This window comes from Candidatus Njordibacter sp. Uisw_002, from assembly GCF_047730155.1.
Classification (GTDB): Bacteria; Pseudomonadota; Gammaproteobacteria; order Pseudomonadales; family Balneatricaceae; genus Njordibacter.
The window spans coordinates 1,589,164-1,614,660 of record NZ_CP159832.1; the positions used below are offsets into that span (position 1 = coordinate 1,589,164).

Genomic DNA, 25,497 nt, shown 5'->3' on the forward strand with positions numbered 1-25,497 from the left:
CCTCTTTTATTTTTTCTTGATTAAATGTTGTGCCAAAGTGACACTATTGTGCTGTGCAGGACCTGTGGTGCCTCTCAACAGCACTTTAGCTTCACCCAATTGCTGCAGTGATGAAGCTGGCTTACCGGATAATTGCTGCAACAGCATTTCAGCAATTTGATACCCAGATTGGAAATTATCAACCACACAAGTTGATAATGGTGGCTGACTATATTCCCCTTCAGGAATACCGTCGTAGCCGATAATAGATATGTCTGCTCCAGCCTTTAGACCAAGAGATTGGGCGCAGTGCAGTGCTCCAAGTGCAGCCCTGTCTAAAGCGCAAACAATTGCAGTGGCTGGCGTTGGCGAAGACCAAGATGCAAAAGCTGCAGACCTTCCCTCCTTCACATCAATAATGTCATCAATACATTCAAACCTCACATTGGAGTGAGCTTCTACAGCCGTTAAGAACCCTTTTCGACGTACTTTTTCATAATAGTAGGTACTGTCACCTCCAAGATATAAAAACTCACGATGACCAAGATCAATAAGTTGGTCAACAATGCTAGAAAAATAGCCCTCTTGGTTAATGTCATACCAAGCATATTGATCTCCACCGTCTGTTCGCCCATACATAACAAAGGGAATATGTAACTTATTGAGCAAGTGTGCACGTTTATCACACAACATTGTGCGCGGTAGAACGAAAGCATCAACTGATTTAGTAGCTGCAAGGTTGGCATGTGCTTTAAGCATTTCATCTTCTGTTGATGCCGTGGCCAAGGTTAGGGTGTAACCGTCTTTGCCTAGGCGCCTTGAAATACCATCAAGAAAAGAAGACAAAAAAGGTTTGTGGTTATGAACACCATCTGTGCGCAGAACTAAACCAACGGAGCGCATTGAACCTGAGCGAATAGCTTGGGCAATAGCAGAAGGCTGATAACCCAGCTCTGTGGCTAACGCTTTTACTTTAACCCGAGTGTCGAAAGCAATTTCTTTGCTGTCTTTAAGCGCCTTAGAAACAGAGCCTTTGGAAAGACCTAATCGCTCTGCTAATACGGCAATTGTGATGCGTTTGTGTTGCATATAGGTGTCTAAATATTGTTTTTATTTATTAAGATACGATTAACAATACTTAACGAAACTGGTTTCGTAAACCTATAAGTTCAACATAATTGCAAATATTTATGGATGAAAAACACACTAATACTCACATATTTGAGCGCAGCCATTTTCTAAGTCTGTAAAATATTACATGTGATTTTCTTAATAAGGATGGAAAAATGGTTGATTCTATCAACCAAAATAGTGATGGTTTTGATATTTTTGAAGGGGTTTATGGAAGAATAATTTTGTAGCTTAAATATCTCGCTAGCGTATTAAATTATTAAATTATTAAATTATTAAATTATTAAAAAATATTATTGGTATGAAATTATTATATTTAGATATTAATATAAAGTTATAAATATTAATAAAAAACTATACTTATGATTATATTATTATTGCAAAAAAATATTAATTAGTAGAAATTAATAAATAGATATTTAATATTATTTTTTATACATATATAAAATCTGAAACCCCGGAAATAAAATGCTCCAATTCACACCCTACACTGTAGACAAAGAAGCCATAATAAAACCACATATTAGGGTGTCCAACATACTTGAACCCATTGATGAAAGTATTATATTCAGCTATCACCTAGGGGAATTTCCAGGTAGTGACCAAGGTATTATGCTGACGCTATATTACTTTGATGTGGATTCCTTAGGTGAGTTACTTTATATTAATTTTATGCGCTTACCAAAGTGGTTAATTCGCTACATTAAAGAAGGCAATAGCATTGAGATTGTCGATGAATTAAAGAATATCTGCATAGATCTTCATCCTCAAAAAATGAATCACGCTTAGCCATCTAATTCATTAGATGATATTAGATGTCCTGGTTGACCATTTTTTCCTGCAAATTCCCTATTAATAACTACAGTGCCAGCAATAAAATCATGTATGGCGCGCTTTCGTTTGTTTATCAACAAGAAAAAAGCTTCACTGAAAAGCCAAATTAGGTATCTGCTTGCTACCAAATCATACCAGGATGGATAAAGTGGTATCAGATATCCTAACCTCTCCATCCAATCCACTGCCACATAGGCTTGAGAACTAGCATCAGATAATGCGATAAAAAGAGCCGTCATAAATAAGGCTACAAAAGCCATATCTACAGATAAGCGCAATACAGTTTGCTTTAAGCTAATAGACGATCCATCAGGATTGGTAACCTTAATTTTTAAAACCATTTTTCCTATAGTAGCGCCATAAGAGAAATTAAAATAAACGGCATACCCAAACGCTAATATAATAACGACAGCAAGGCCAAACACCGCGGCAGTAATAGACGAATTGAAAATAACGTAACAAAATAACACCATAGGTGCCAACATAATAACATCTATAATCACCGCCAATGCACGGGGCCACAGTCCCGAAAAAACTTTATAGTTACCCGCATAATTGGTATTTTCAGTTGGTAAAAAATCCACTATTATTCCTTAAACCGCATCAACCCTAGGCCGGATAAAAAACTCACTTTACACTAGCCAACAATATATTAATAACCCGTATTACACAATAAATATAAGTAAATTAATAAACTAGAGTCCTGCTCTTTAAACAAATATTTTACCCGTAAGCTTTAAACAGTAAATTGATCGACATAAAGAAACAAACCGCTACAACAACAGGCTTAATAAGTGTGGAGCCGTTGTTCAAAATCATCCGAGCGCCAAGCATTGCCCCAATAAACTGTCCAAACATCATAATAAAGCCAGCTACCCAATTAACATCGCCAAAAATAACAAAGTAAGATAGTGAAGAAATGTTGCTAACAAAATTTAAAATCTTTGCATTGGCCGTAGCTTTAGGCAAGCCGTACCCTAGCAGCATTACAAAAGCCAAGGCCATGAAGCTACCTGTGCCAGGGCCAAAAAAGCCATCATAAAACCCAAGGAATGGAGTAACAAATAGCGCAAATGAAACTACTTTTATTTTTTCTTGCCTATCTTCATCATTTATATTGGGCGAAAAGAGAAAATATAACCCCATGCATATCAACAATATGGGTAACATTATAATAAGGTGTTGAGTGTTTATCTGCAGTAATAACCAGCTACCAAAAACAGAGCCTATAAACGTGGCAAGAATAGCCAGCCTCATTTTTTTAAGGTTGACGGTTTTTTTTCTAATGAAATAAAGTGATGCTGTTAGTGTGCCTATGCTGCCTTGAAGCTTATTGGTAGCCAAAGCAGACACAGGAGAAAGGCCTGCCAATATTAATATTGGGATTGTGATTAGCCCACCACCACCAGCTATCGCGTCTACCCAACCTGCTATTATTGCAACAACAAACAATAACGTCAGTATTTCAAACCCAAACTCCACTGAAGTGTTCCTTCTTTTAAAAAGATTTTATAAAGCCATGCTATTAAACCACCTGCCACACTTAAAACCTATTAAAAACGAATGGGTGTGGGGCTAACATCATACTTAAAACTGATCTTAATTTACGGGGGGATTACAATTCGTTTAGGGATGGCTCACATAATGTTCAAAAACGAGCTAGACCATGATATTGATTAACAAAGCCCCTCTATAGCAATAATAATTTTATCAACGTAGTATTTATAAATATCACCTAGGTGCCTTTAAATATTTGCTAAAACTTAGCCTGTAGGGAAAATTATAATGACTCAACCCATGTTTGCTTTATACCCAAGCCTCAAAGATAAAACAGTATTTGTCACAGGTGGGGCATCGGGTATAGGTGCAGAAATTGTCAGTAGCTTTGCCGCCCAAGGGGCAAAAGTTGGGTTCGTGGATTTAGATCACGCCAAAAGCAAAGCGCTAGCCAACACATCAGATAACATCTCCTATGAATTGTGTGACCTTACCGACATAAAAAGCCTACAAGCTGCTTTGGCAAAATTAGCCACCAAGCTTGGGCCTGCTACAGTGCTGGTTAATAATGCAGCCAACGATGACCGCCATAGCTGGCAAGACATTACTCCAGAGTATTGGGATGAGCGCTTGCAAACTAATCTACGACATCAGTTTTTTGCTATGCAGTGCGTAGCTCCAGGCATGATCACTGCAGGTGGCGGGTCTATCATTAACATGGGATCCAACAGTTGGCATGAAACAGGTGGTGGATTTCCGGCGTATGCAACGGCTAAAGCAGCCGTGCACGGGCTGACCAGAACAATGGCTCGTGACTTAGGTGTACACCGTATCCGAGTTAATACTGTAGTGCCGGGTTGGATTATGACTGATAGGCAAAAACAACTGTGGGCCACTCCTGAAACACTAGAAAAACAGCGACAAAGGCAATGCTTACCCGACTTAATAGAGCCCGTTTATGTTGCAAGAATGGTTGTTTTTTTAGCCTCAGACGATTCGGCCATGTGTTCTGCCAATAACTATATGGTGGAAGCTGGGTCTATATAAAACAGCTGATATCCATCATTTTAGCCTGTGTGATCGATGCTTAACCACATGTTCAATGTAAGTCACCAAATTCTGTCAACGCGTAAAGGGCCTCCTCAGCTTTGGCTGATTGCACAAAGATATGGTCATGATAATAGGCTGCAATAACGTTGGCACTAATGCCTTTATCCGCTAGTTTTTTGGATACAGCCGCTGTTAAACCCACAGCTTCTAAGCTTGAATGCACCGTTAAGGTAATTTGACGAAATGAACCTTCAAACTTCAAGCCTGCCCCTTGCGCTAAACTTTTTTCCAAAACTAAAGTTAGGCCTTCCTGCTCTGTAAATGTGGCTAATGGACTAAGCGACATATAGTCCGCTAATGTGCCAGAAACACTACAAAACACAAACTCCTGTGCTAATAACTTTGGTTCCATTGAGCTTAAAAGCTCATCTAACTCTGTAATTCCTGACATCTTTCTAATCTCTGTCTTACTTATACTTTACTTAATAGACATATACTCTTAAAGCCTATCAGAATCTTTATCTATCAGCCTATTAACCTATCAATCTAAGGCACAGCAAGAACCGCACAATTACACAGATCATCACTTTCAAATGCCGTTAAATCACCCGCTTTAAGCCCAGGTACCGGGAATAAACGCACTGTAAGTGGTTTATTCAGCCGATAGGCCATGGTTCCTGTATCTCTCATGAGTGCTGAAATTTTTTCTGCAGGCGTATTGCCAGGTATAGGCACCGTGTCTAGCCCAATGCCGCAAACAGCGCTATAGGTTAATAAAGAACGTATATCAAACTGCGCATCAATACTGCCCTCAGCAAGCCCTGTGTCCTCTGTTAGCGCAAGCATTAAACCAGAAAAGCCTACAAGGTCAACATCTTTAATAGATTTGAATACTTTAGTCAGTAGTGAAGACACCTCCACAGTGCCTGCTGCTCCAAAATACTCAACACCCATTAGTGTGTATAGCTGCGTCATGCTTGCGCAATCTTTAGACGGCGCAGCAGAGCTATCAAAACCAGAAAAGGCATAAGACTTGTCACAATTTTCAGTTTCAATAATATGATTAATAGCTGAAATGTGATGTTGTAGCGCACCACTCATGCCCTCGTAGTAGTCTTTAAATCGCTCGTTGTGATTCTTATGGGGCGTCTGATTACATTCTTTAAGTGCATCAACTAGAAGGTCAGGCGTCTCTAAGCCAATCACAAACCGATGACCTAGCTCCTTGTGGTGGTAACTTGCAGGAAAGTAGGGAATGAGAGGATCACAATTAAAATTAACCGTAAAATTAAAATTACCCTCACCTCTAGGTGTGATCACGCTAATGTGCTGAACAGCTTTTACGCAGTGTTCAATGAGACTGTTATCTAAAACCCCATGCTCATCAAGCTTAACATTGACACATACATTGCATAAATCACCAAACTCCTTGATTAGCTCGGGTAGAAGCTCTATTTCTTCTTTAGATCTAGCTTCACCAATCGCAAATCTAACTCTCATACCCAAGTCACTAGATTCTGTTAACAAGGCACTTAAGTAACTTAAGTCTGTTCTAGCGCTTTCTAAATTTTGAGTATTTAAATATTCACCAAAAGGGTTAGTGACGATTCTTATAGACTGAACGGTATAACCTTTCACACTGAACTTTGACGTCAAATTTAAACAAAATTGCGAGGCTTGTTTTATTTCATCTTTCCAAGTGGCTTTATTTTTATCCAAAGAAATAAACGTAGTGATGGTGCGGATTTTACAAAGGGTTTTATCTTTATAGGTCATATCTATTCCTGCTGTGCTGAGGGAAAACTATACCATTGCTGGCAGAAGCCCCCATCACTCTATATAAGGTTCAATCAACTGAACATCCATAGCATAGGCCGACTGCACATCCACACCATTAGCTACTCCCGATTCTGTGAGCTCGCTTTGTGAACGTGTGGTGCTAAGTGTGCCTGTAATCCACACTGGTAAATATATGCTTTCAAACTTAGTACCTGTTTTTAGTTTGCCATAAATGATCTGATTAGCAGGTGGAGGTGGCGTGTGTGTGCATGCGCCAAAATAAGGCACAAGTAAAAATTCCTTAAGCAAGGTGTCACTAAACTCTAGTGGCAGCACAAAGCCTGGTATTCTTACCTGCTGCCCATCAAAGGCTTCCACCACAGGTGCAGCATCAAACATGGCTTGTACACTTTGCTCTAAAATCACCAGCTCGGTTTCAGAAAGGGCGTAATACTCTTCATCCGTCATGTCTTCAAAGGCTTGGTTTGGATTCCAGTCTTGAGGAATTAATACCTCCCAATCTATTTCAGTTATGTCAGCTGCGAAGGCTTTGCTACCTATAAAACAAGACAGCACTATAGTAAGTGCCCAGACGAGCAAGAAGTGGCTATAGGTAACATTAATATTTTTCATCAAATTCTTCTATGTTATGAGCGAATAGACATGCCATCTGCTAAAGAGTTTTTATAAGCACGATAAGCAGGCACTAAGCCTACAATAAGGCTAGCTATTAGCAGCACACACACCATGCCAAGCTCTCTAATATTGGGCGCAGTGACGGGGATAAATAAGCCGTAGGTTTTTTCTATTATAGGCTGGGCAAACCAGATGCCAAAGTAGAGCAACGCCAGACCTAATAAAATACCAACCACAGTTAATAATACTGTTTCTGTAATGAGTAACCCCATAATATGCCAATGACTAGCCCCTACAGAGCGTAAAATAGCCACTTCGCGCCTGCGTTCATTAAGCCCTGCAAGAGAGACAGCCAACATGCCTGTGAGTGCCGCTAAAACCACAAACATAGAAATGATCAGTAGTGCTTTTTCTGCTACAGACATCAAATCCCAAAGCTCATAAAGGGCAATGCCGGGAAAAATAGCTAATAACGGCTCAGCCTTATATTCATTGATATAGCGCTGCATTTTGAATGAGGCTATTTTACTGTCTAGCCCTACCAAAAATGCAGTAATGGACTCAGGTTGCAAGTTGGCTTCGGTAAGCGCTTTACTTGCCTTGCGCTTTTTGACAGCGCCCTGCCAGTTGACATGCATTGCTTCTATGCCTGCTAAGCTTACATGGAGAGTTCGATCTACGGGGGTGCCTGTGTGCTTTAAAATACCACTGATAATAAATGGCTTATCTTTATGTTGGGCAAAGCTTGCACTGCCAGTGCCATGAGAAACAATTACTTGGTCACCAATGGCATAATTTAACGCATTGGCTACTTCTGCCCCAATAACAGCATCAAACACACCTTCAAACTGCTTGCCAGAAGCAAATTCAAGCGTTCGTTTTTCTCCATATTGGTAAACAGAAAAATAATCTCTGCTTGTACCCATCACCCTAAAGCCTCGATGTGAATCACCTAGAGAGATAGGAATAGTCCATTTCACTCCTTTTTGCTGGGCTATATCTTGATAACTTTTAAAACTAATATTGTTGGTGGCGTCACCAATACGAAACACAGAATAGAGCAACAGCTGAATAGACCCGCTGCGGGCACCTACTATTAAATCTGTACCCGATATTGTATTTGCAAAGCTACTTTGTGCATTCACTCGCACTTTTTCCACCCCTAGCAGAAGAGCCACACTCATAGCGATAGAAAAAATCGTGAGTATGGCTGTGGAGCGCCTACTGATAAGGCTCTTTTTGGCTAATAGTCTAAGTTTCATAGCGCTAACTCTAAGTGTGGATTGATCAGTGACATATCTACTACTGAATCAAACAAGTGTTGATGAGTTGGATCATGGCTTACATAAAGTAATGTAGAGCCACTTTGCTTTATTTCATCAAACAAAAGAGCCATAAATGCCTCCCTAGCATCATAGTCTAAGGATGAGGTAGGCTCGTCCGCAATAATTAGCTGAGGCTGGCCAATCAAGGCTCTGGCAGCGGCCACACGTTGCTGCTGTCCCACACTTAGCTCACTTGTAGTGCGGTGAAAGCTAAACTTACCTTTAGGGTACAATCGGTTTAACAAGTATGTGGCTTCTTCTAACACGCTACCTGAACGTTTAATTGCATTATCACGCCTTAACTTTGAGAAACGGCACGGCAATATCACATTTTCTAATATGGATAGATAAGGAATCAAATTAAATTGCTGAAAGATAAAACCTATGTGATCAGCGCGCACCCTGTCTTTTTGTAACCCTTTAAGCTGACAAAAATCATGTCCTACAATGTTTACCTGCCCATGCTGGGGCGTGACAATGCCACCGATAATATTTAACAATGTAGACTTTCCAGAACCAGAAGCCCCACGCAAAAAAACATGCTTATGCTTTTCTACCTGTAAGTGCGCAGATTTAATCGCTGGCTGTGCTTTGGCATGCCAAGCAAAATCTACGTCTTGTAGGTCTATTAAGGTAGGTTTAAGGACAGGTTCAATCATCAGTAGGCTAATTCAATCAAGGTATTATTGGCATTTAACTCTTGCTTAACTTGTCCACCAGCATAAATCATCTGCACATCTAGGTCTGCAATAGCTGGAAAAAACTCAAACAAGTTAACTTCAATAGCGGTTAAATTATTAAGCTGCTTACACGTTAATTCATACTCTGCGATAAACTCTGCATGTTCACTAGAAGGGGTTTCATCATGCTCTTCTTCATGCCCTTCATGATCATCATGCTCTTCTTCATGCCCTTCATGATCATCATGCTCTTCTTCATGCCCTTCATGATCATCATGCTCTTCTTCATGCCCTTCATGATCATCATGCTCTTCTTCATGCCCTTCATGATCATCATGCTCTTCTTCATGCCCTTCATGATCATCATGCTCTTCTTCATGTTCAGTTAACCAGTTGGCAGATGCCTTTACTGTTTGGCAAGATACATTACCTACTAGGCTAAACATGTCATTCACATTAGACAAGGAGTCTTTGGCCTGCTTAATTAATAACAGCTGTTGCTTATCATCAGTAGCATATTCAAAGCCCACGATATTCACAGCAGGTGAATGAAAACTCATTTGAATAGTATCAGTATCTATTACGATATCTAGATTAGCACTGCCGTGCTCATGGGCATCTAGCTCGATCGCTATTGCATGGTGAGCAGGTAAGGTGAGCATAAGGCAAGTAAGCATGGTGTTTATTGAGTTGGACGATTTCATTAGTATTTCCTAGATATGTTATAACATAACAATAATGTTAGCATGGAAAAAATGATAAATAAACATTTCTTTGTGATAGTGTTGCGATCATCACCCATCCAAGCCATTAAAAACCACGACAATTGGTCTTTAGTGCTGTCGAAAATGTTATAAAAAAAATCCACCAGTTGCCTAACACCTGTCTCTTGGCCAATGGTTTTGTAGGTGCCTTCAGGCATGCCGTATACGGGTTTAGATGCCAGGGCAATCGCTCATATTATAAGCATTTCAAGGCGTACTCTGTGATTTTAAAACACAAAAAGCCAACTAAACACTTAAGTTTAAGTTGGCTTTTTGTGTTTTATGTTTCATTTTAGTTTTAAAAAAACTTCAATGATATCAATCAACTAATGTGTCTACCTTCTCCCATGTGTTATCGGATGTAAATTTAAAACTCCCTCTAAATGTCATTTGTGGCCACTGATGAGGTTCAATAATACTAAGAAATGATCTATCGTTTTTAATGTATAAACTGTAGGTTTTACCCACTACAGGGATAAAGCTGTAAGACGCCTCGTAAACTAGTTGTGTATCTTCGGCTAGTTTTACCAGCTTAAAATACTCCTCCTTCAATTCGTCAAATTTTGTCTCAAAAAAATGTGTAGCAGTAACCCCACGCTCTTTTTTATGTTGAAGTACATCTGGAATAGTAAATGCTGGTGCTCCAATATTAGTCGGATATGGCAGCGTAGCTGCAAAGTCTGTTACGTTGTCTGGCTTCTTCATTCATTATCTCTTTAAACGAGCACATGAGGCATTGAGGGTAAATATAAATCAAAACCCAAGCACAAGCCTGTGCCTTTAGTTTCGGCCTTACAATATCGTTTTAGTTACATGTGGAATAGTGTATTTAATGTTTTATCAGACGCTAATATCGGTAACATCCAAAAACTGCACACCTGAAATTTTCCAACCGTTTGGTGTTTGCATTAGAAAATACCTCACATAGTGTGCAGTGCCAGCCGCGTCTAATATTTGAACATCTTGAGTGCGCCCTTGAGAGGTTTGTGTGTGTTCTAAAAATGCCACACCTGCTGATTTCCATATCATTGGATAACTAAGCTGAACCATTTTACCAAAAAGTTGCGCAGTTCTAAATATAGATCGTATCGAAGGGCTGGCATAAGTATACGCCCTGCTCACATCGTCATCTGCAAACGCTTGGAGCTGACTATTAATAGTAGCTTGTACCTCTTCTTTTTCAGAAGCAGCAACCGGCAGGCAAAGCAGCAGTAATACCAAAATACTTGCAAGATAGCGCATCGCAAATAGGTCGGTAGGGATAGTTAGGATAGTTGCTTTTTTAGTATTCATTAGTCAATTATTGTTTAAACGCGCTAAATTTGCAATATCAGTGATTAAAGTAACCCACCAAGGCTTGGTGAGGGTTAACTCTATCGAACAGCTCCAAAGGCTCACAGGCAGGTGGCAACACTTTGCAAAAAGCCCACCACACCTTAGAATCTAAAAAAACCATTAAATGCTTAAGTTATAACTGGCTGATACAAACTTAAAAAGATCACTTACTCATTTGTTTAAGCTTTAACAGTGTTTTTAATATGCTGCTTTAATTGCATGACAACCTTAGTTTTTGGATTATCTTTTCTCATCAACATACCTAAAACCCGTGGTTTTGGGTTATTTGGAAGGGGGATTTTCCTTAAATTAGAAAAAACAGGGTCAGATTTACAAAGGTCTGGAGCGACTGAAACACCAAGACCATGCGCCACCATACTACCCAATGTTTCCATAGAGTCCATGACCATGGATTCCTTGACCATTATTTTGTTTTTTGTGAGCCAATAATCAGCTAATAAGCCCACAGAGGTTCGCTGTGCCAATCTAATATAAGGTTGGCTTTGTAAAATACTGATGGGGTCTTGACCTTTGAAACTATTGGAGGTCAATAGCACAAGGGGCTCTTCGACAAGAGTCTCCCACTGAAGGCTTTGTTCTATTCTTTGTGGTTTACTTAATATTACTAAATCGATATAGCCATTTAATACGTGGTCATACAAGTCTGTGGACATGCCTGGAATAATTCGAACTTTGGTATTAGTCACATCTTTCATCATACTTTTAACTGATAAAGGCACCAGTGCCAATATAGCCGAAGGAACTGAACCCAAACTAATGGTACCAGAAAAATTATCACCAGCATCAAGCCTACTGAACAACCTGTCATAGTTCTCAATCACTTTGTGTGCTTCTTTTGCAAATGTCAGACCATCCGCGTTAAGACTAGGCCTATATCCATTACGATCAAACAATGGTGTTTGTATTGACTCCTCCAATAACTTCATTTGCTGCCCTACAGCTGCTTTAGTAATAAACAGCTTATCTGCAGCAGCAGAAAAGCTACCGCTTTCTTGAAAGGCTAAAAGTGACCTTAATTGTTTGATGGACATAATGGCACCAACTGTTTGAGGATCAGAGTGAATATTAAGATTATATTAACGCAATGGTAAATATAAACTTTACTAAAAGTAAACTAAATATGGCTTGTATTAATATTTATTTTACAAGATTATGAAATAAGTGACAATTACGGTTTGAAAATTTGAATAAGGTGACCAACCTTATACGCAAAATAGCAAAAGCTCTGTTGTCATCAGCATCAATGCATGCGAATACTTCAGTCTTGAATTTAAAAGTTTATATTTAGGCTGTATTAGCTAAACTTTAAGGATAATAAAAATAATGCTTATTAAAAAAATTGCTAAACACACTGCAATGCTTACTATGGCAGCAGCAGTATCCATGTCTGCAAGCAGCACTTACGCAGACTCAGTCAATTACATCATTCCCTTTGGCCCTGGTGGAGAATCTGATATCTCTGCCCGTATACAACAATCATTTTATAAAGAAAAATTTGGTGACGACTTAGTTATCTCATATAAGCCTGGTGGCGGTGGTGCAGCTGGTTGGGCATCCTTAAACGGCCTCAATGGAGACGGGCAAACTATTATGGGGGTTAACTTACCTCATATTGTCATTAAACCTGCTCAGAAGGATGTAGGATTTACTACTGATGGAATTCATACTTTTTACATGTTTCATTACACCCCAGATGCCATTGTAGTTGTAGCAGATAGCCCATACCAAACCCTGCAAGACCTTATCGATGACGCTAAGTCGAAGCCAGGTGGTGTGGTGATGTCTGGTTCGGGCAAAGCTTCAGCTAATAACCTAGCACAAATTAAATTTGATAAGATGGCTGACATTAATACAACGTATGTTTCTTTTAAAGGAACAGGCGCATCAACTGCAGCCTTATTAGGTGAACAGGTAACTGCTCAATGGGGCTACACTTCCGTTGGGGCTAAGCAAGGAAGCGCAGTGCGTATGCTTGCTGTAGCGATGGAAGATCGTCATCCATTGTTTCCTAATGTTCCTACATTTAAGGAGCTAGGATATGACATGGTGGGCGGCGCATACCGAGGTATCGCTTTACCCAGTTCAGCCAGTGCTGAAACCGTTACTACCTGGTCAAACAGAATTGGTGAAATTAATGCTGACCCTGCATTCCGCCAAAAAATGCTTAACGGTGGATTTGCACTCCTTGATATAGATGCTAGCCAAATGGCAGAATTTATGAAAGAACGCAGCACAGAGTACCTTATGGATGCTCGTGCAGCAGGCCTAATTAAGTAACTAATTAGTAACAAGGAGGTATAAATCATGGATTTCGGCAACTTTTTGGCTGCATTAACACCCTTGAACCTAGCCGTTGCTATGTTTGGCGTAGTTGCTGGAACCCTAATTGGTTCTATACCTGGGCTGACTGCTACTATGGCTGTAGCAGTCTTAGTCCCAATTTCATTCGGTATGGCTCCAGAAACAGCGCTGATTTTGTTAGGCGCTATTTATACTGGTGCCATTTATGGTGGCGCATATGCTGCTATTTTACTCAATACCCCTGGCACACCTTCAGCTATTGCTACGACCTTTGACGGTTATCCACTAGCAAAGCGTGGCAAAGGAGATTTGGCAGTTGCCATCGCTTGTTTTTCGTCCGTATTTGGTGGTTTAGTAGGTGCTTTTGCGCTGCTTTTTCTTGCTCCCCCACTGGCCTCTGTCGCTTTGGCATTTGGACCAGTAGAGTATTTTTGGTTATCTATTTTTGGACTTTCTCTAATTGCTTCCCTGTCTCAAGGTAACCTAATGATGGGCCTAGCAGGCGGTGCTTTAGGTATGATTATGTCGACGGTAGGAGTGGCAGAAATTTCAGCTGACATCCGCCTGACTTTTGGTAGTCAAACCATGATTTCAGGGTTTGAAGTAGTGGGTGCAATGATAGGACTTTACTGCATTCCTGTGCTCATAGACATGTGCTCTACAGGAGAGAAACATCTAAAAATAACGGGTGAAGTGGCTAAGATGCCAATTCTTAGCGCAGCACGCATTACCTTTAATTCAAAGTTCAATTTAATTCGGTCTTCCATTATTGGCACACTGGTTGGTATCTTGCCAGGTGCTGGAGGCTCGGTAGCTGGCTTGGTAGCGTATACCGAAGCAAAACGCACAGCAAAACCTCACCAACGGTTTGGTGAAGGTGAACCCGATGGAATTATTGCAACTGAATCTGCAAATAATGCCACAGTGGGTGGCGGGTTTATACCTACCTTGGTATTAGGTATCCCTGGCACTCCACCAGATGCAGTGATCTTGGGAGCGCTTATGGTTCAGGGTGTGCGGACTGGGCCAGAATTATTTCAGTCAAATGGTTCTATTGTTTACACCTTTATTTATGGTCTATTGATTGCCACTATACTCATGCTACCTATTGGCCTAATTATTGGCCGCTATGCATATAAATCTATTGTTACTATCCCTAAAGCAGTATTGGTTCCCACTGTTGGATTCATGACCATCATAGGCACTTATGCAATCAGAAACAGTATCTCTGATGTTGTTGTCATGCTGTGCTTGGGAGTGTTCGGCTGGCTTATTTCGAAATATGGCTTTTCGGCATCGCCAATTGTGCTTGGCTTGATTCTTGGCCCCATAGCAGAACAAGGGTTTGTTCAGGCGTGGACTATTGGTGCGGCAGTCAATAATTTGCCTGGCATGTTCTTTGGACGGCCCTTGTCACAGGCGATTATCGCATTCACATTAATTTCGTTGGTATTACCTTGGTATTTAAGTAGAAAAACACAAAATAAGGCGGACGCTTAAGATGATTGAATCAGATGTAAAAGCATCCTCAGTGAACCCCGTAGATAGTGGCAGTAGGTTAGGTTCCATTCTAGTGGCAAGTTTGCTTATTATAATTGGCGTCATTACTTTATATGATGCTGCAAGTTATACAGACGTAGATTCCAAAGTATTTCCTCAAACATCAGCTATTGCATTAATCCTATTTTCTACCTTGGCTATAGGCAAACAAATCATACAGCCTACAGCGGTTTCAGGGATTGAGCTTGGCTCTTGGTGGCGAAGGATCGTTTTAGTCTCTAGCATGCTCCTATCCTGTGCATTAATGCCGTATACCGGGCTATTGATTGCTTGTGTACTGACATTTGTACTGGGTTTAATTGCGTCTATGCATGATTCTTGGACTAACAGAAAGGCCATCGTTTACTTTCTTTCTGGGCTATCAATAATAGTGTGCTTTTACGTACTGTTTAAATTTGTACTTCATGTGCCACTCCCCTAAGGAGACTTCACTCCACTGTTTTTCGATGGGTTGTTGATGCAGTAATGATGTATGACCCAATACCAGATTCACCAAGCTGTAACAATAATATGACCAACCCTGCTATCTACCATGCTGAGTTAATCAACTTTCACACTGAGCTGACACAGATGCTGGATGGTGAGTGTGATTTTTCTGCAACAGGTGTTGCATTATATACCTCAGACGCTTCCAACTATCGCCAAATACCACTAGGTGTCGTATACCCTAAATCGGTTGATGACCTTGTTAACACCATAACACTGTGTCAAACATTCGGCCTGCCTGTGCTAATGCGTGGTGGTGGCACCTCTCAAAATGGTCAGGGAGTTAATGAGGCTGTGGTTGTAGACTGCTCTCGCTACCTCACTCGAGTCTCAGAAATTGATGTTGAAAACCAAACCGCGCTAGTAGACCCTGGTGTGATCTGTGACGAGCTAAAACAACAGGCAGAAGTTTACGGCCTGACATTTGGGCCTGACCCTGGCACTCACAGTCGCTGTACCTTAGGCGGGATGATTGGTAATAATTCTTGTGGACCGCATTCTATGCTCGCAGGAAAAACAGTCGAAAACGTCATAGAACTTGAAATACTCACCTCAGATGGTGCTCGATTCTGGGTTGGCCCAACAACAGGTGTAGAGCTTGAAAACATCATTACTGGACATGACCGCAGGGCTATAATCTATCGTGAGCTGCTATCAATCCGTGATGACTACCAGGAGCTTATTCGACAACGATATCCCGATATAAAGCGCAGAGTGTCAGGTTATAACCTAGACCAGCTTTTACCCGAAAATAACTTCAACGTGGCGCGCGCTTTGGTAGGTACAGAAGGAACCTGCGTCACCATATTGCAAGCGCGTGTCAAACTCATCCAAAATCCAGTCCACACTCGTTTAATAGTGCTTGGTTTTGAAGATATATTTGCTGCTGCGGACAGTGTACCTGAAATTCTGCCATTTTCTCCGATTGCAATGGAGGGTTTAGACTGGGGCATTATTGGTGACTTAATAGACCGTAACCTTAAAAAGGTTGAAATCGCTTTGTTACCTCAAGGTCGCGCATGGTTGATGGTTGAGCTGTGCGCAGACAGCCCCGAACATCTAGATCATTTGTGCAGTAAGTTTGAAGCTACAATGCAAGAATCAAAGCGTGTGAAGTCGGTATTACAAGTCAAAAGTTCTGCCCACACTGCTGCAATATGGAGTATTCGTGAGCAAGGTGCGTCAGCAACGGCAATGGGGCTCAATCCAGGAGATCCAGACCCAGTGGTTGGTTGGGAAGACACCGCTGTAGATCCACAACAGCTGGGTGACTATCTACGTGAATTTAGCGCATTAATCCAACGTTATGGTTATACCAGCAGTCTATATGGCCATTTTGGTGATGGCTGTATCCATGCCCGAATAACCTTCGATACCCGCACAGCCAAAGGCATTAGCAAGTGGCGCAAGTTTAGTGTTGAAATTGCGCAGCTAGTCGTGAAATTTGGTGGATCACTGTCTGGTGAACATGGGGATGGCCAGGCTAAAGCTGAATTTTTACCCATTATGTTTGGGCCAGAGTTGATGAATGCTTTTGGGAGATTTAAAAAAATCTGGGACCCAGAGCAACGCATGAACCCAGGTAAGCTTATAGATGCTTACAAGATGGACGAAAACCTCCGCTACGGTGCCGACTATAAGCTACCACTGATACCAACTGTATTGCATTTTAAAGACGATGTGGGTGGCTTCTCTCGCGCCACTGAACGCTGCATTGGCATGGGCAAGTGTCGTTCTCAAAGTGGTGCAATGTGCCCTAGCTATCAGGTAACCCAGGAAGAGCGCTATTCCACTCGTGGTAGGGCTCACTTGCTTCATGAGATGGTGCGAGGTGAAGTGATTCAGGATGGCTGGGGTAACAAGGATATTGCCGATTCATTTGAGCATTGCCTGTCATGCAAGGCCTGTAAGACGGAATGCCCAACGCAGGTGGATATTGCAACCTATAAGGCAGAGTTTATGTCTGCCCATTATGCCAACAAGCGGCGACCACTGCACCACTACCCCTTAGCTTATATTGGTAATTTACTGCCTAAGCTTTCCAGAGTTTCTGGTGTGGTGAATATACTGCAATCGGGATTTACAGGTAAGCTGACAAAAATATTTTTGGGTTTGAGTGATGAAAAGGGTTTGCCCAAGCTTGCCGATCAATCCTTTACTAACTGGGCTAAAAAACATGCTGACCACCAGGATCATGCATTTGACTGGTTTGGTGAAAAGAGTCAGCCCACTGTTGTCCTTTGGGCAGATAGTGTGAATAACCATTATCGTCCCCAATTATTAAAAAGTGCAGTTAATGTATTACTGAAAAGTGGCCACCAAGTGGCTGTGGCAAGGCAACATTTTTGTTGTGGGCGGCCATTATATGAATATGGTTTTTTAGCTCAAGCATTAAAGCAATTGGCTTTAATTCTAGAGGGATTTCACTCTAGCTTGCCAGCCAAATGTTCGGTGGTAGTGCTTGAGCCTTCGTGTTTATCAGTGTTTAAAGATGAACTCTTAAACGCTTTTCCTGATGATGTGCGGGCGCTTGATTTAAGTAACAGGTCCAAAACATTGGCCAGATATCTCAGTGATGAATCTATTGTCCTATCAAAACAATTAGATAGTGGGATGTTGCACCTTCACTGCCATGATAAGTCTTTAGGCATGTCATCACATGAACGAGAGTGGATGCAGCGTTGTTTTAAAGACCTAAAAGAACCTGAAAGTGGCTGTTGTGGCATGGCAGGAACCTATGGATTAAAGAAGAAGACAAGGTCTATTGGGCAACGTTTATTTGAACGACGCCTAAAACCTGCAATTAATAATGCTACAGATGGCACAGTGTTGGTTACTAATGGGTTTAGCTGTTTTGAACAGATGTCTGATGGGCATGCCAAGCGCTGCGTTTTACACCCTGTTGAAGTCATTGAAATCTGTTTGTAGTCATACTAATTACGCAGTTTCAGTGCAAAAAGATGTAGCGAACTGCTCCGAATCCCACGACACTAAAAGTAAATTTTAAATTTACCTTTAGTCAAAAAAATATAGATTGAATTAAATTCTACTATACCTGATTATAATTCATAAATAACTTTGGAGGTGAGCATGCAGTTGGACAAAATCGTTATCGATGCATTTGAAAAGAACAAAATTGAACTAGTCACTACGGTGCCCTGTAAACAGTTGAGTGGTGTAATAGCTGAACTAGAAGCACGCGAAAGTATGACGCATATTCCAGCCAACAAAGAAGACGAAGGTATGGGCATTTGCGCAGGTGCGTTTATGGGTGGCAAAAGGTCTGCCATTATTATGCAAAACACAGCGATTGGTGTAACCATTAATACTTTGGTGACATTAACTCAATTTTATCGCTTACCATTGCCTATGTTAATTAGTTTCCGTGGCGAGCTAGGCGAGCCTGTGGCTTGTCAGGTTGAAATGGCGGTCCACACCAAAGCTCTATTAGCCCAGCTGGGTATTCCAACCTATCACTTCCATAATCGTGATGATGTTCATGAGTTGGATGAGATATTAAAATATACCTTTATGTGTAACAAACCTGTAGCGATTTTGACCGACGCTTCATTTTGGAAAGGAGAGTAATATGATACGTTCCGAGATTATTAAAAATTTAGTCCCCGTCCTTTCCGGGCAACTAGTGGTTTGTAATATTGGTCTGCCCAGTCAGGAAATGCATTTGTTTGGAGACCAACCTAGCAATTTTTATATGTTAGGCACCATGGGCTTATCTTCATCCATTGGACTTGGTTTAGCTTTGGCGCAGGACAAAACAGTGATAGCCATTGATGGTGATGGCTCGGTCTTAACCAACTTAGGCACGCTACCCACTATTGCAAACAATGTAAGAGATAACTTTATTTTACTCATTATAGATAATGGAAGTTATGGCTCAACAGGTGATCAACCCACTTATGCAGGTAAAAAAACCTCTCTGGCTGCAGTAGCAAGTGCATGTGGTTGTGAAAACGTCATTGAATGTCAGGCTGATGAGGCGGTAGATGTTGTTGAAGCAGCTATTGCTAGCAAAAAAATGACTATTATTATTTGCAAATGTATCTCAGGCAATATCCCCGTCCCAGTGATTACTTTAGATCCTGTGGTGATTAGGCACCGGTTCATGCAGGCAGTAGAAGCATGAAAGGCACTTTGAAGGTTCTATGGTTAGCAAATTAGACAGCAGGGCTGCCAGTATTGCAGACCTGAAGCTGCTTACTAGAAAGCGCATCCCTAAGTTTGCCTATGAGTATCTGGTAGGAGGTTGTAATAATGATCAAGCTATCTCACATAACAGAGAAGCTTTAGATCGTATTTTTTTGCACCCTTCTTACCTTTCTAGAACACAACCTGCCAGCCTAAAAACCCGCGTTTTAGGGGTGGAGTATGATGCCCCATTTGGCATTGCTCCGCTGGGTTTAAGCGGATTGATTTGGCCTAAAGCTGCCGAGTATCATGGCGCAGCAGCAAAAAAAGCCAATATTCCATATATATTAAGTACCCTAGCAAGCACATCAATAGAGGATGCTGCTGCGTGTGCTGGGCGTAATCTTTGGTTTCAACTTTACCCACCTAAAGATCAGGAAATCAGGCTTGACCTTATGCAAAGGGCCCAGCAGGTAGGGTGTAATAATCTAGTGGTCACTATTGATGTTCCTGTTGCTGGAAGAAGGCCAAACGATATTAAAAATGGCTTATCGGTGCCACCTAAAATCACTCTCAAGAGCATTTATCAAACCTTGTCTAGGCCATCCTGGGCAATGGCAACTGGCTTGAATGGCATGCCACAATTTGCCAGCATGACGCCCTATATGAAAAAGCTATCTAACCTTAACGATGTAGCTAACTATATTCGCAGCACTTTAAAGGAACCTGTAGACATTACCATGCTGGAGCAGTTGCGACAGCAATGGTCAGGAAACTTGATTGTTAAGGGTGTTCTTAACGTTGAAGATGCAAAATACTGCGCCGCTATCAATGCTGACGCTATTATTGTATCTAACCATGGTGGCAGGCAACTGGATGCAGCCTGTTCTCCAGCCCAGGTGATGAAGGAAATAGTTGACAGCGTAGGTGATAAGCTTGAAGTCTTTGTAGATAGTGGTGTTGAATCGGGTGTTGATATTGCCAGATACTTGGCTTTAGGCGCTAACATGGTTTTTTCTGGCAGGCCGTATATGTATGGTGTTGGTGCATTTGGGCAGCAAGGAGCCGATCACTGCAGCGACATACTTTATAGTGAGCTTGAGCAAGTTATGAACCAATTAGGGTGCTCATCGCCTGATGAACTAGTGAAATTTTTAAAGTGACTATGCATTTACACCATCTTAAGGACTTAGATGGATCATTTTATTTGAGTGAGAATACTTAAATTATAGGAGTTGATGTGGAACCTACAATGTTTAATGTTGCTGGCAAAGTGGTGTGTGTAACTGGTGCGAGTGGCGGCATAGGCCGTTCTATTGCTACTTATTTAGCAGATAATGGAGCCATGGTCGTAGGCGTGGCCAGAAGAGAATCAGAGTTAATGGCTTGGTCTAAGTCAGCTGGGGGTAATACAGCTTTTGTGGCAACTGATTTGTCTGATAGAAGTTTGATGCCAGAAAACATTACCAAAATTGAAAGCCATTTTGGGGCGCCAGACATTTTAATTAATGCTGCGGGTATTAATACCCGAGAAGCCGCTGATGATGTGACAGTGGCTGGTTGGGACATTACTATGAATATTAATTTAATGGCACCCTTCTTCTTGGCTCAAGGTTTAGTGCCAGCCATGCAGCGTAAAGGCTGGGGGCGTATTATTAACTTCGCTTCTTTACAATCACGTAGAGCTTTTCCTAGTGGCATTGCCTACGGAGCATCAAAAGGTGGTGTTGAGCAATTGACTAGAGCCATGGCAGAAGCCTGGTCTTCTCAAGGGGTCAATGTCAATGCTCTGGCCCCAGGCTTTTTTCCTACAGAACTCACAGAATCTGTTTTTGCAGATCCAGTAAGATCTAATCGCAATGCACAGCAAACCTGTATAGGCCGCAATGGTAAAGAGAATGACTTGTATGGCCCGGTGTTATTTTTCTGCTCCTCAGCTAGCGACTATGTTACAGGTCAAACGTTATTTTTAGATGGCGGCTTTACCGCTAAATAACACACATATACGCAACCTTTGACCCTAACCATCTATCAGAAGTGTTAGACGCCATATAGGCTTATTTTTTGATTAGAAAATAAGCCGTTAATTTATATAAGTAATTAGCAAATCCCAAAGCACCAAACACAAAAAAGCCGGTTAAACACTTAAGTTTAAACCGGCTTTTTTGTAACAATTAATTGGTGGAGCCTAGCGGGATCGAACCGCTGACCTCAACACTGCCAGTGTTGCGCTCTCCCAGCTGAGCTAAGGCCCCACACGAGGTATCAAGTCGATTGGGATGATACTGTTGTGACTTGATGGGGCCGTATTATAGGCACATGAGAAAGGATTGCAAGCCTATTTTTACTCGTTTGAGTAGAAAAAGACTGTTTTTAATCAATCACTTCGGTGTATATGCTTTATAGGGCTTGGTATTCTTTGTCCCACCGCTTGGCTTCTTTCTTAGACAGGCCACCCAGCAGCTCTACTGCATGGCGAATGCGTGCTCTTGTCATGTCTGGGCCTAGTATTTCCATGGCATCAAATACAGACACAGAGTTGGCAGAGCCTGTGATCACTACAAACAAGGTAGCAAACACATCTTTAGGTTTGATCTCTAAGGTTTCAGCCATGCCTTTACAGATGGCAAATATGTCGTCCTTTTGCCAATGGCGCAAGGCTTCCAAACGCCACAAGGTAAACTGCAGCACTTTGCGCATTTCTTCTGGCTCTAGGTTTTTGTTGGCTAGATCTTCTTGTGTAAGCTTGAGCATGCCGCTAAGGAAAAACCCAGCCAATGGCAACACATCACTAAAGGTGTCCACACGGGGCTTTATAAGCGGCACAATGGGGGCTAAGAAATCATTATTAATAGCCCAGGTTTGCATGCGTTGCATAAATTGCGCATCAGATAGGTCTTCGCGTATCCATAGGCCGTTAAGCCAAGAAAGCTTTTCTTGATCAAAGATAGGCCCACCCAAAGACACGCGGTTGACATCAAAGTCTGCAATCATTTCTTCTAGGCTAAACTTCTCTCGCTCATCAGGCATAGACCAGCCCATGCGGCCTAGGTAGTTAAGCAACGCTTCAGGTAGATACCCCATGCGTTGGTAATACATAATGCTGGTAGGGTTTTTACGCTTGGATAATTTGCTTTTATCTGGATTACGCAATAGAGGCAGATGACACAGCTGTGGCATGTCCCAGCCAAAATAGCTATATAGCAGCTGGTGCTTAGGCGCGGAGTTGATCCACTCTTCGCCACGCAATACATGCGTGATGTCCATTAGGTGGTCATCCACCACGTTGGCTAAATGGTATGTAGGCATGCCGTCTGCTTTAAGCAACACTTGCATGTCTACTTGGCTCCATTCTATCTCTATGCTGCCACGTAACATGTCCTGAAATACACAGGTGCCTTCACGGGGCACCTTCATACGCACTACATAAGGCATACCTGCATCTAGGTTTTGCTGCACTTGAGTAGGCGACAACGATAAACCACGGCCATCGTAACCTATGGGGAGTTTGTTTTGCGTTTGGTGAAGACGCAGCTCATTGAGCTCTTGTGTGGTAGCAAAGCAGTAAAATGCGTGTCCGTTATCTACTAGTTGTTGAGCATAGTCTTTATAAATGCTGCCCCGCTCACTTTGACGATATGGGCCGTGTGGGCCGCCTACGTCTGGACCTTCACTCCATTTAATGCCTAACCAGCGCAGTGAGTCTAATATGGCTTTTTCAGATTCTGGTGTGCTGCGTTCTTGGTCTGTATCTTCGATGCGCAGTATGAACTCACCACCGTGTTGCTTTGCAAAAGCTAGGTTAAATAAAGCAATGTAGGCGGTGCCTAAATGTGGGTCGCCAGTGGGTGATGGTGCAATGCGGGTACGAATAGCAGTCATGGTTTTTGATCTAAAAGTGGGTGCGGATTTGCGCTGTATTATACCTGAAACTGGGTTTATGTATATTGGTAGCTGTGAGGCTTTGGTGGCCGGTGAATTGGGGGCAAAAAAAAGCCCCAATAACAACATCAGTTGTTATTGGGGCTTTAAGGCTTCAATCTACCCGATTAAATGCCTATTTTATGTACCTTTATGCACCTTTTTGTGGACGCATATCGTCTTTGCTAATACCAGCCACTTGCACTGGATTCTTCATAGCGTCACGACGGAACGGGTCGCCTAGCTCTTGGTTGATTAGGATTTCAATTAGCGTGGTCTTGCCCGCTGCTTGATCTACTAATGCTTGGCTAAGTGCATCGCTTACTTCGTCCATTGTGCGAGCTTGTACGCCTTTAAGGCCACATGCTTGTGCAATGCCTGCATAGTTTACGTTTTCGTCAAGCTCTGTGCCCACGAAGTTGTCGTCAAACCATAAAGTAGAGTTGCGCTTCTCTGCGCCCCACTGGTAGTTACGTAGCACTACCATAGTGATTGCTGGCCACTCGTCACGGCCAATGGCTGTAAGCTCAGTTACCGCAATACCAAATGCGCCGTCGCCAGAAAAACCAATTACTGGAGTATCTGGGCAACCAATCTTGGCGCCTACTACTGCTGGTAGTCCGTAGCCACATGGGCCAAACAAACCAGGAGCCAAATACTTACGACCTTCTTCAAAAGTAGGATAAGCGTTACCAATGGCACAGTTGTTGCCTATGTCTGAAGAGATGATCGCTTCTTTAGGCATAACAGATGCAATTGCACGCCAAACCATACGTGGGCTCAACCAATCTGGCTTAGCTTCACGAGCACGTTCGTTCCAAGTAGTACCTGGATCGTCTTCTTCGTGAGTCATGGCTTCTAGTTCTACATCCCAAGCCGCTTTAGTAGAGGCAATGCGCGCTTTACGTGCAGCACGATCAGTGTCGCCAGCTGTTGCTGAAAGTTGAGAGATAATACCGTTGGCTACTTTAGCAGCATCGCCTACGATACCTACTGTTACAGCCTTAGTTAAACCAATACGCTCTGGCTTAAGGTCTACTTGGATGATTTTGGCATTTTTTGGCCAGTAGTCAATACCGTAACCAGGCAAGGTAGAGAATGGGTTTAGGCGTGTGCCCAAAGCCAATACTACGTCTGCTTCTTGGATCAACTGCATGCCTGCCTTAGAGCCGTTATAGCCTAGTGGGCCTGCAAATAATGGGTGTGAGCCTGGGAAAGCATCATTGTGCTGATAACCACAACATACTGGAGCATCTAAAAGCTCAGCTAATGCCATAGAAGCTTCAATACCGCCAGCAGCTAATACCACACCTGCGCCGTTTAGGATAACGGGAGACTTAGCAGCAGACAAAAGCTTGGCAGCTTCAGCTACAGCCATTTCGCCACCTGAAGGCAATTCAAAGTCGATCATTGTAGGCAAGTTGATGTCTACAATCTGCGTGAACATGTCACGTGGAATGTTGATTTGAGCTGGGCCAGAAAAACGATGTGCGTTAGCAATAACACGATCTAGCACTTCTGCAACACGCGTTGGATCACGCACTTCTTCTTGATAACAAACCATGTCTTTAAACAAAGCCATTTGCTCTACTTCTTGGAAACCGCCTTGGCCAATCGTTTTGTTAGCCGCTTGAGGCGTTACCAACAAAAGAGGTGTGTGGTTCCAGTAAGCTGTTTTAACAGGTGTTACAAAGTTAGTGATACCTGGGCCGTTTTGAGCAATCATCATACTCATTTTGCCAGTTGCACGGGTGTAACCGTCTGCCATCATGCCGCCAGAACCTTCATGGGCACAATCCCAGAAGCTAATTCCAGCTTTTTCAAAAAGGTCAGATACAGGCATCATAGCTGATCCGATAATACCAAATGCGTGCTCAATACCGTGCATTTGTAATGTTTTTACAAACGCTTCTTCTGTAGTCATTTTCATAATGGTTACACCCTAATTAGGTTGAAAGTGAGTTAAATAAAATAGAAAATTTTAGACTTCTTAGGTCATGGGTAAATGATACTAAATAATTGGCTAAACCCTTAGAACCAAATGGGCCATTT

The 25,497-nt window shown here is 42.0% G+C and carries 24 protein-coding genes and 1 tRNA gene; 10 read left to right on the plus strand and 15 right to left on the minus strand.

What is annotated here, in order from left to right; all coding sequences use genetic code 11:
* Positions 1 to 6: 6 nt before the first annotated feature.
* The gene (locus ABXT42_RS07590) at positions 7 to 1,068 is read right to left on the minus strand and encodes a LacI family DNA-binding transcriptional regulator (RefSeq protein ID WP_443627545.1); all 1,062 of its coding nucleotides are present in this window, start codon (positions 1,066 to 1,068) and stop codon (positions 7 to 9) included.
* 510 nt (positions 1,069 to 1,578) lie between these two features.
* On the opposite strand from ABXT42_RS07590, the gene ABXT42_RS07595 reads away from it, so the two are divergent.
* Positions 1,579 to 1,899 carry a hypothetical protein gene (locus tag ABXT42_RS07595; protein ID WP_443627546.1) on the plus strand — a complete coding sequence of 107 codons (321 nt, stop codon included), beginning with the start codon at positions 1,579 to 1,581 and terminating at the stop codon, positions 1,897 to 1,899.
* Here ABXT42_RS07595 and ABXT42_RS07600 read toward each other — a convergent pair.
* Together ABXT42_RS07600 and ABXT42_RS07605 are read right to left on the minus strand one after the other, a co-directional pair.
* The gene (locus ABXT42_RS07600) at positions 1,896 to 2,528 is read right to left on the minus strand and encodes an RDD family protein (protein WP_443627547.1); all 633 of its coding nucleotides are present in this window, start codon (positions 2,526 to 2,528) and stop codon (positions 1,896 to 1,898) included. The two genes, ABXT42_RS07595 and ABXT42_RS07600, sit on opposite strands and share 4 nt — an antisense overlap.
* A gap of 139 nt (positions 2,529 to 2,667) precedes the next feature.
* Entirely contained in the window at positions 2,668 to 3,426 is a 759-nt protein-coding gene (locus ABXT42_RS07605) for a TSUP family transporter (RefSeq protein ID WP_443627548.1), read from the minus strand.
* Between the two features lie 303 nt (positions 3,427 to 3,729).
* Here ABXT42_RS07605 and ABXT42_RS07610 point away from each other — a divergent pair, with 303 nt between their 5' ends.
* On the plus strand, positions 3,730 to 4,488 hold the full coding sequence (locus ABXT42_RS07610) for an SDR family NAD(P)-dependent oxidoreductase (protein WP_443627549.1): 759 nt from the start codon (positions 3,730 to 3,732) through the stop codon (positions 4,486 to 4,488).
* A gap of 52 nt (positions 4,489 to 4,540) precedes the next feature.
* On the opposite strand, the gene ABXT42_RS07615 is transcribed toward ABXT42_RS07610, so the two are convergent.
* The 9 genes from ABXT42_RS07615 to ABXT42_RS07655 form a co-directional block, all read right to left on the minus strand.
* Positions 4,541 to 4,942, minus strand: a complete 402-nt coding sequence (locus tag ABXT42_RS07615; RefSeq protein WP_443627550.1) for an ACT domain-containing protein — start codon at positions 4,940 to 4,942, stop codon at positions 4,541 to 4,543.
* Positions 4,943 to 5,037: 95 nt separating this feature from the next.
* A complete protein-coding gene (locus tag ABXT42_RS07620; protein WP_443627551.1) occupies positions 5,038 to 6,267 on the minus strand; it encodes a DUF711 family protein in 1,230 nt (409 codons plus the stop codon).
* 54 nt (positions 6,268 to 6,321) lie between these two features.
* The gene (locus ABXT42_RS07625; protein ID WP_443627552.1) at positions 6,322 to 6,903 is read right to left on the minus strand and encodes a DUF3299 domain-containing protein; all 582 of its coding nucleotides are present in this window, start codon (positions 6,901 to 6,903) and stop codon (positions 6,322 to 6,324) included.
* A 14-nt stretch (positions 6,904 to 6,917) separates the two neighbouring features.
* On the minus strand, positions 6,918 to 8,168 hold the full coding sequence (locus ABXT42_RS07630; RefSeq protein ID WP_443627553.1) for an ABC transporter permease: 1,251 nt from the start codon (positions 8,166 to 8,168) through the stop codon (positions 6,918 to 6,920).
* On the minus strand, positions 8,165 to 8,890 hold the full coding sequence (locus tag ABXT42_RS07635) for an ABC transporter ATP-binding protein (protein ID WP_443627554.1): 726 nt from the start codon (positions 8,888 to 8,890) through the stop codon (positions 8,165 to 8,167). The genes ABXT42_RS07630 and ABXT42_RS07635 overlap by 4 nt, the downstream gene beginning before the upstream one ends.
* Entirely contained in the window at positions 8,890 to 9,615 is a 726-nt protein-coding gene (locus ABXT42_RS07640; protein ID WP_443627555.1) for a ZrgA family zinc uptake protein, read from the minus strand. The genes ABXT42_RS07635 and ABXT42_RS07640 overlap by 1 nt, the downstream gene beginning before the upstream one ends.
* Positions 9,616 to 9,993: 378 nt before the next feature.
* Positions 9,994 to 10,380: a DUF2452 domain-containing protein gene (locus ABXT42_RS07645; protein ID WP_443627556.1), complete on the minus strand. Its 387-nt coding sequence runs from the start codon at positions 10,378 to 10,380 to the stop codon at positions 9,994 to 9,996.
* A gap of 135 nt (positions 10,381 to 10,515) precedes the next feature.
* Positions 10,516 to 10,968: a DUF4864 domain-containing protein gene (locus ABXT42_RS07650; RefSeq protein WP_443627557.1), complete on the minus strand. Its 453-nt coding sequence runs from the start codon at positions 10,966 to 10,968 to the stop codon at positions 10,516 to 10,518.
* 221 nt (positions 10,969 to 11,189) lie between these two features.
* The gene (locus ABXT42_RS07655; protein ID WP_443627558.1) at positions 11,190 to 12,062 is read right to left on the minus strand and encodes a LysR family transcriptional regulator; all 873 of its coding nucleotides are present in this window, start codon (positions 12,060 to 12,062) and stop codon (positions 11,190 to 11,192) included.
* A gap of 292 nt (positions 12,063 to 12,354) precedes the next feature.
* Here ABXT42_RS07655 and ABXT42_RS07660 point away from each other — a divergent pair, with 292 nt between their 5' ends.
* From ABXT42_RS07660 to ABXT42_RS07695, 8 genes are all read left to right on the plus strand, one after another.
* Positions 12,355 to 13,308 carry a tripartite tricarboxylate transporter substrate binding protein gene (locus tag ABXT42_RS07660; RefSeq protein ID WP_443627559.1) on the plus strand — a complete coding sequence of 318 codons (954 nt, stop codon included), beginning with the start codon at positions 12,355 to 12,357 and terminating at the stop codon, positions 13,306 to 13,308.
* A 27-nt stretch (positions 13,309 to 13,335) separates the two neighbouring features.
* Positions 13,336 to 14,832 (plus strand): tripartite tricarboxylate transporter permease, encoded by a 1,497-nt coding sequence (locus ABXT42_RS07665; RefSeq protein ID WP_443627560.1) that lies wholly within the window; start codon positions 13,336 to 13,338, stop codon positions 14,830 to 14,832.
* A 1-nt stretch (position 14,833) separates the two neighbouring features.
* The gene (locus tag ABXT42_RS07670) at positions 14,834 to 15,313 is read left to right on the plus strand and encodes a tripartite tricarboxylate transporter TctB family protein (protein WP_443627561.1); all 480 of its coding nucleotides are present in this window, start codon (positions 14,834 to 14,836) and stop codon (positions 15,311 to 15,313) included.
* A 44-nt stretch (positions 15,314 to 15,357) separates the two neighbouring features.
* A complete protein-coding gene (locus ABXT42_RS07675; RefSeq protein WP_443627562.1) occupies positions 15,358 to 18,306 on the plus strand; it encodes an FAD-binding and (Fe-S)-binding domain-containing protein in 2,949 nt (982 codons plus the stop codon).
* Between the two features lie 162 nt (positions 18,307 to 18,468).
* Positions 18,469 to 18,966 (plus strand): sulfopyruvate decarboxylase subunit alpha, encoded by a 498-nt coding sequence (comD, locus tag ABXT42_RS07680; RefSeq protein ID WP_443627563.1) that lies wholly within the window; start codon positions 18,469 to 18,471, stop codon positions 18,964 to 18,966.
* A gap of 1 nt (position 18,967) precedes the next feature.
* Entirely contained in the window at positions 18,968 to 19,522 is a 555-nt protein-coding gene (comE, locus tag ABXT42_RS07685) for a sulfopyruvate decarboxylase subunit beta (RefSeq protein WP_443627564.1), read from the plus strand.
* Between the two features lie 19 nt (positions 19,523 to 19,541).
* Positions 19,542 to 20,687, plus strand: a complete 1,146-nt coding sequence (locus ABXT42_RS07690) for an alpha-hydroxy acid oxidase (RefSeq protein ID WP_443627565.1) — start codon at positions 19,542 to 19,544, stop codon at positions 20,685 to 20,687.
* Between the two features lie 77 nt (positions 20,688 to 20,764).
* Complete coding sequence (locus ABXT42_RS07695) at positions 20,765 to 21,520, plus strand: SDR family NAD(P)-dependent oxidoreductase (protein WP_443627566.1); 756 nt, start codon at positions 20,765 to 20,767, stop codon at positions 21,518 to 21,520.
* A gap of 183 nt (positions 21,521 to 21,703) precedes the next feature.
* Here ABXT42_RS07695 and ABXT42_RS07700 read toward each other — a convergent pair.
* The 3 genes from ABXT42_RS07700 to xsc form a co-directional block, all read right to left on the minus strand.
* Positions 21,704 to 21,779: transfer RNA gene (locus ABXT42_RS07700), tRNA-Ala, on the minus strand.
* A 145-nt stretch (positions 21,780 to 21,924) separates the two neighbouring features.
* A complete protein-coding gene (gene gltX / locus ABXT42_RS07705; protein ID WP_443627567.1) occupies positions 21,925 to 23,406 on the minus strand; it encodes a glutamate--tRNA ligase in 1,482 nt (493 codons plus the stop codon).
* Positions 23,407 to 23,596: 190 nt separating this feature from the next.
* Complete coding sequence (gene xsc / locus ABXT42_RS07710) at positions 23,597 to 25,375, minus strand: sulfoacetaldehyde acetyltransferase (RefSeq protein ID WP_443627568.1); 1,779 nt, start codon at positions 25,373 to 25,375, stop codon at positions 23,597 to 23,599.
* Positions 25,376 to 25,497: the final 122 nt, after the last annotated feature.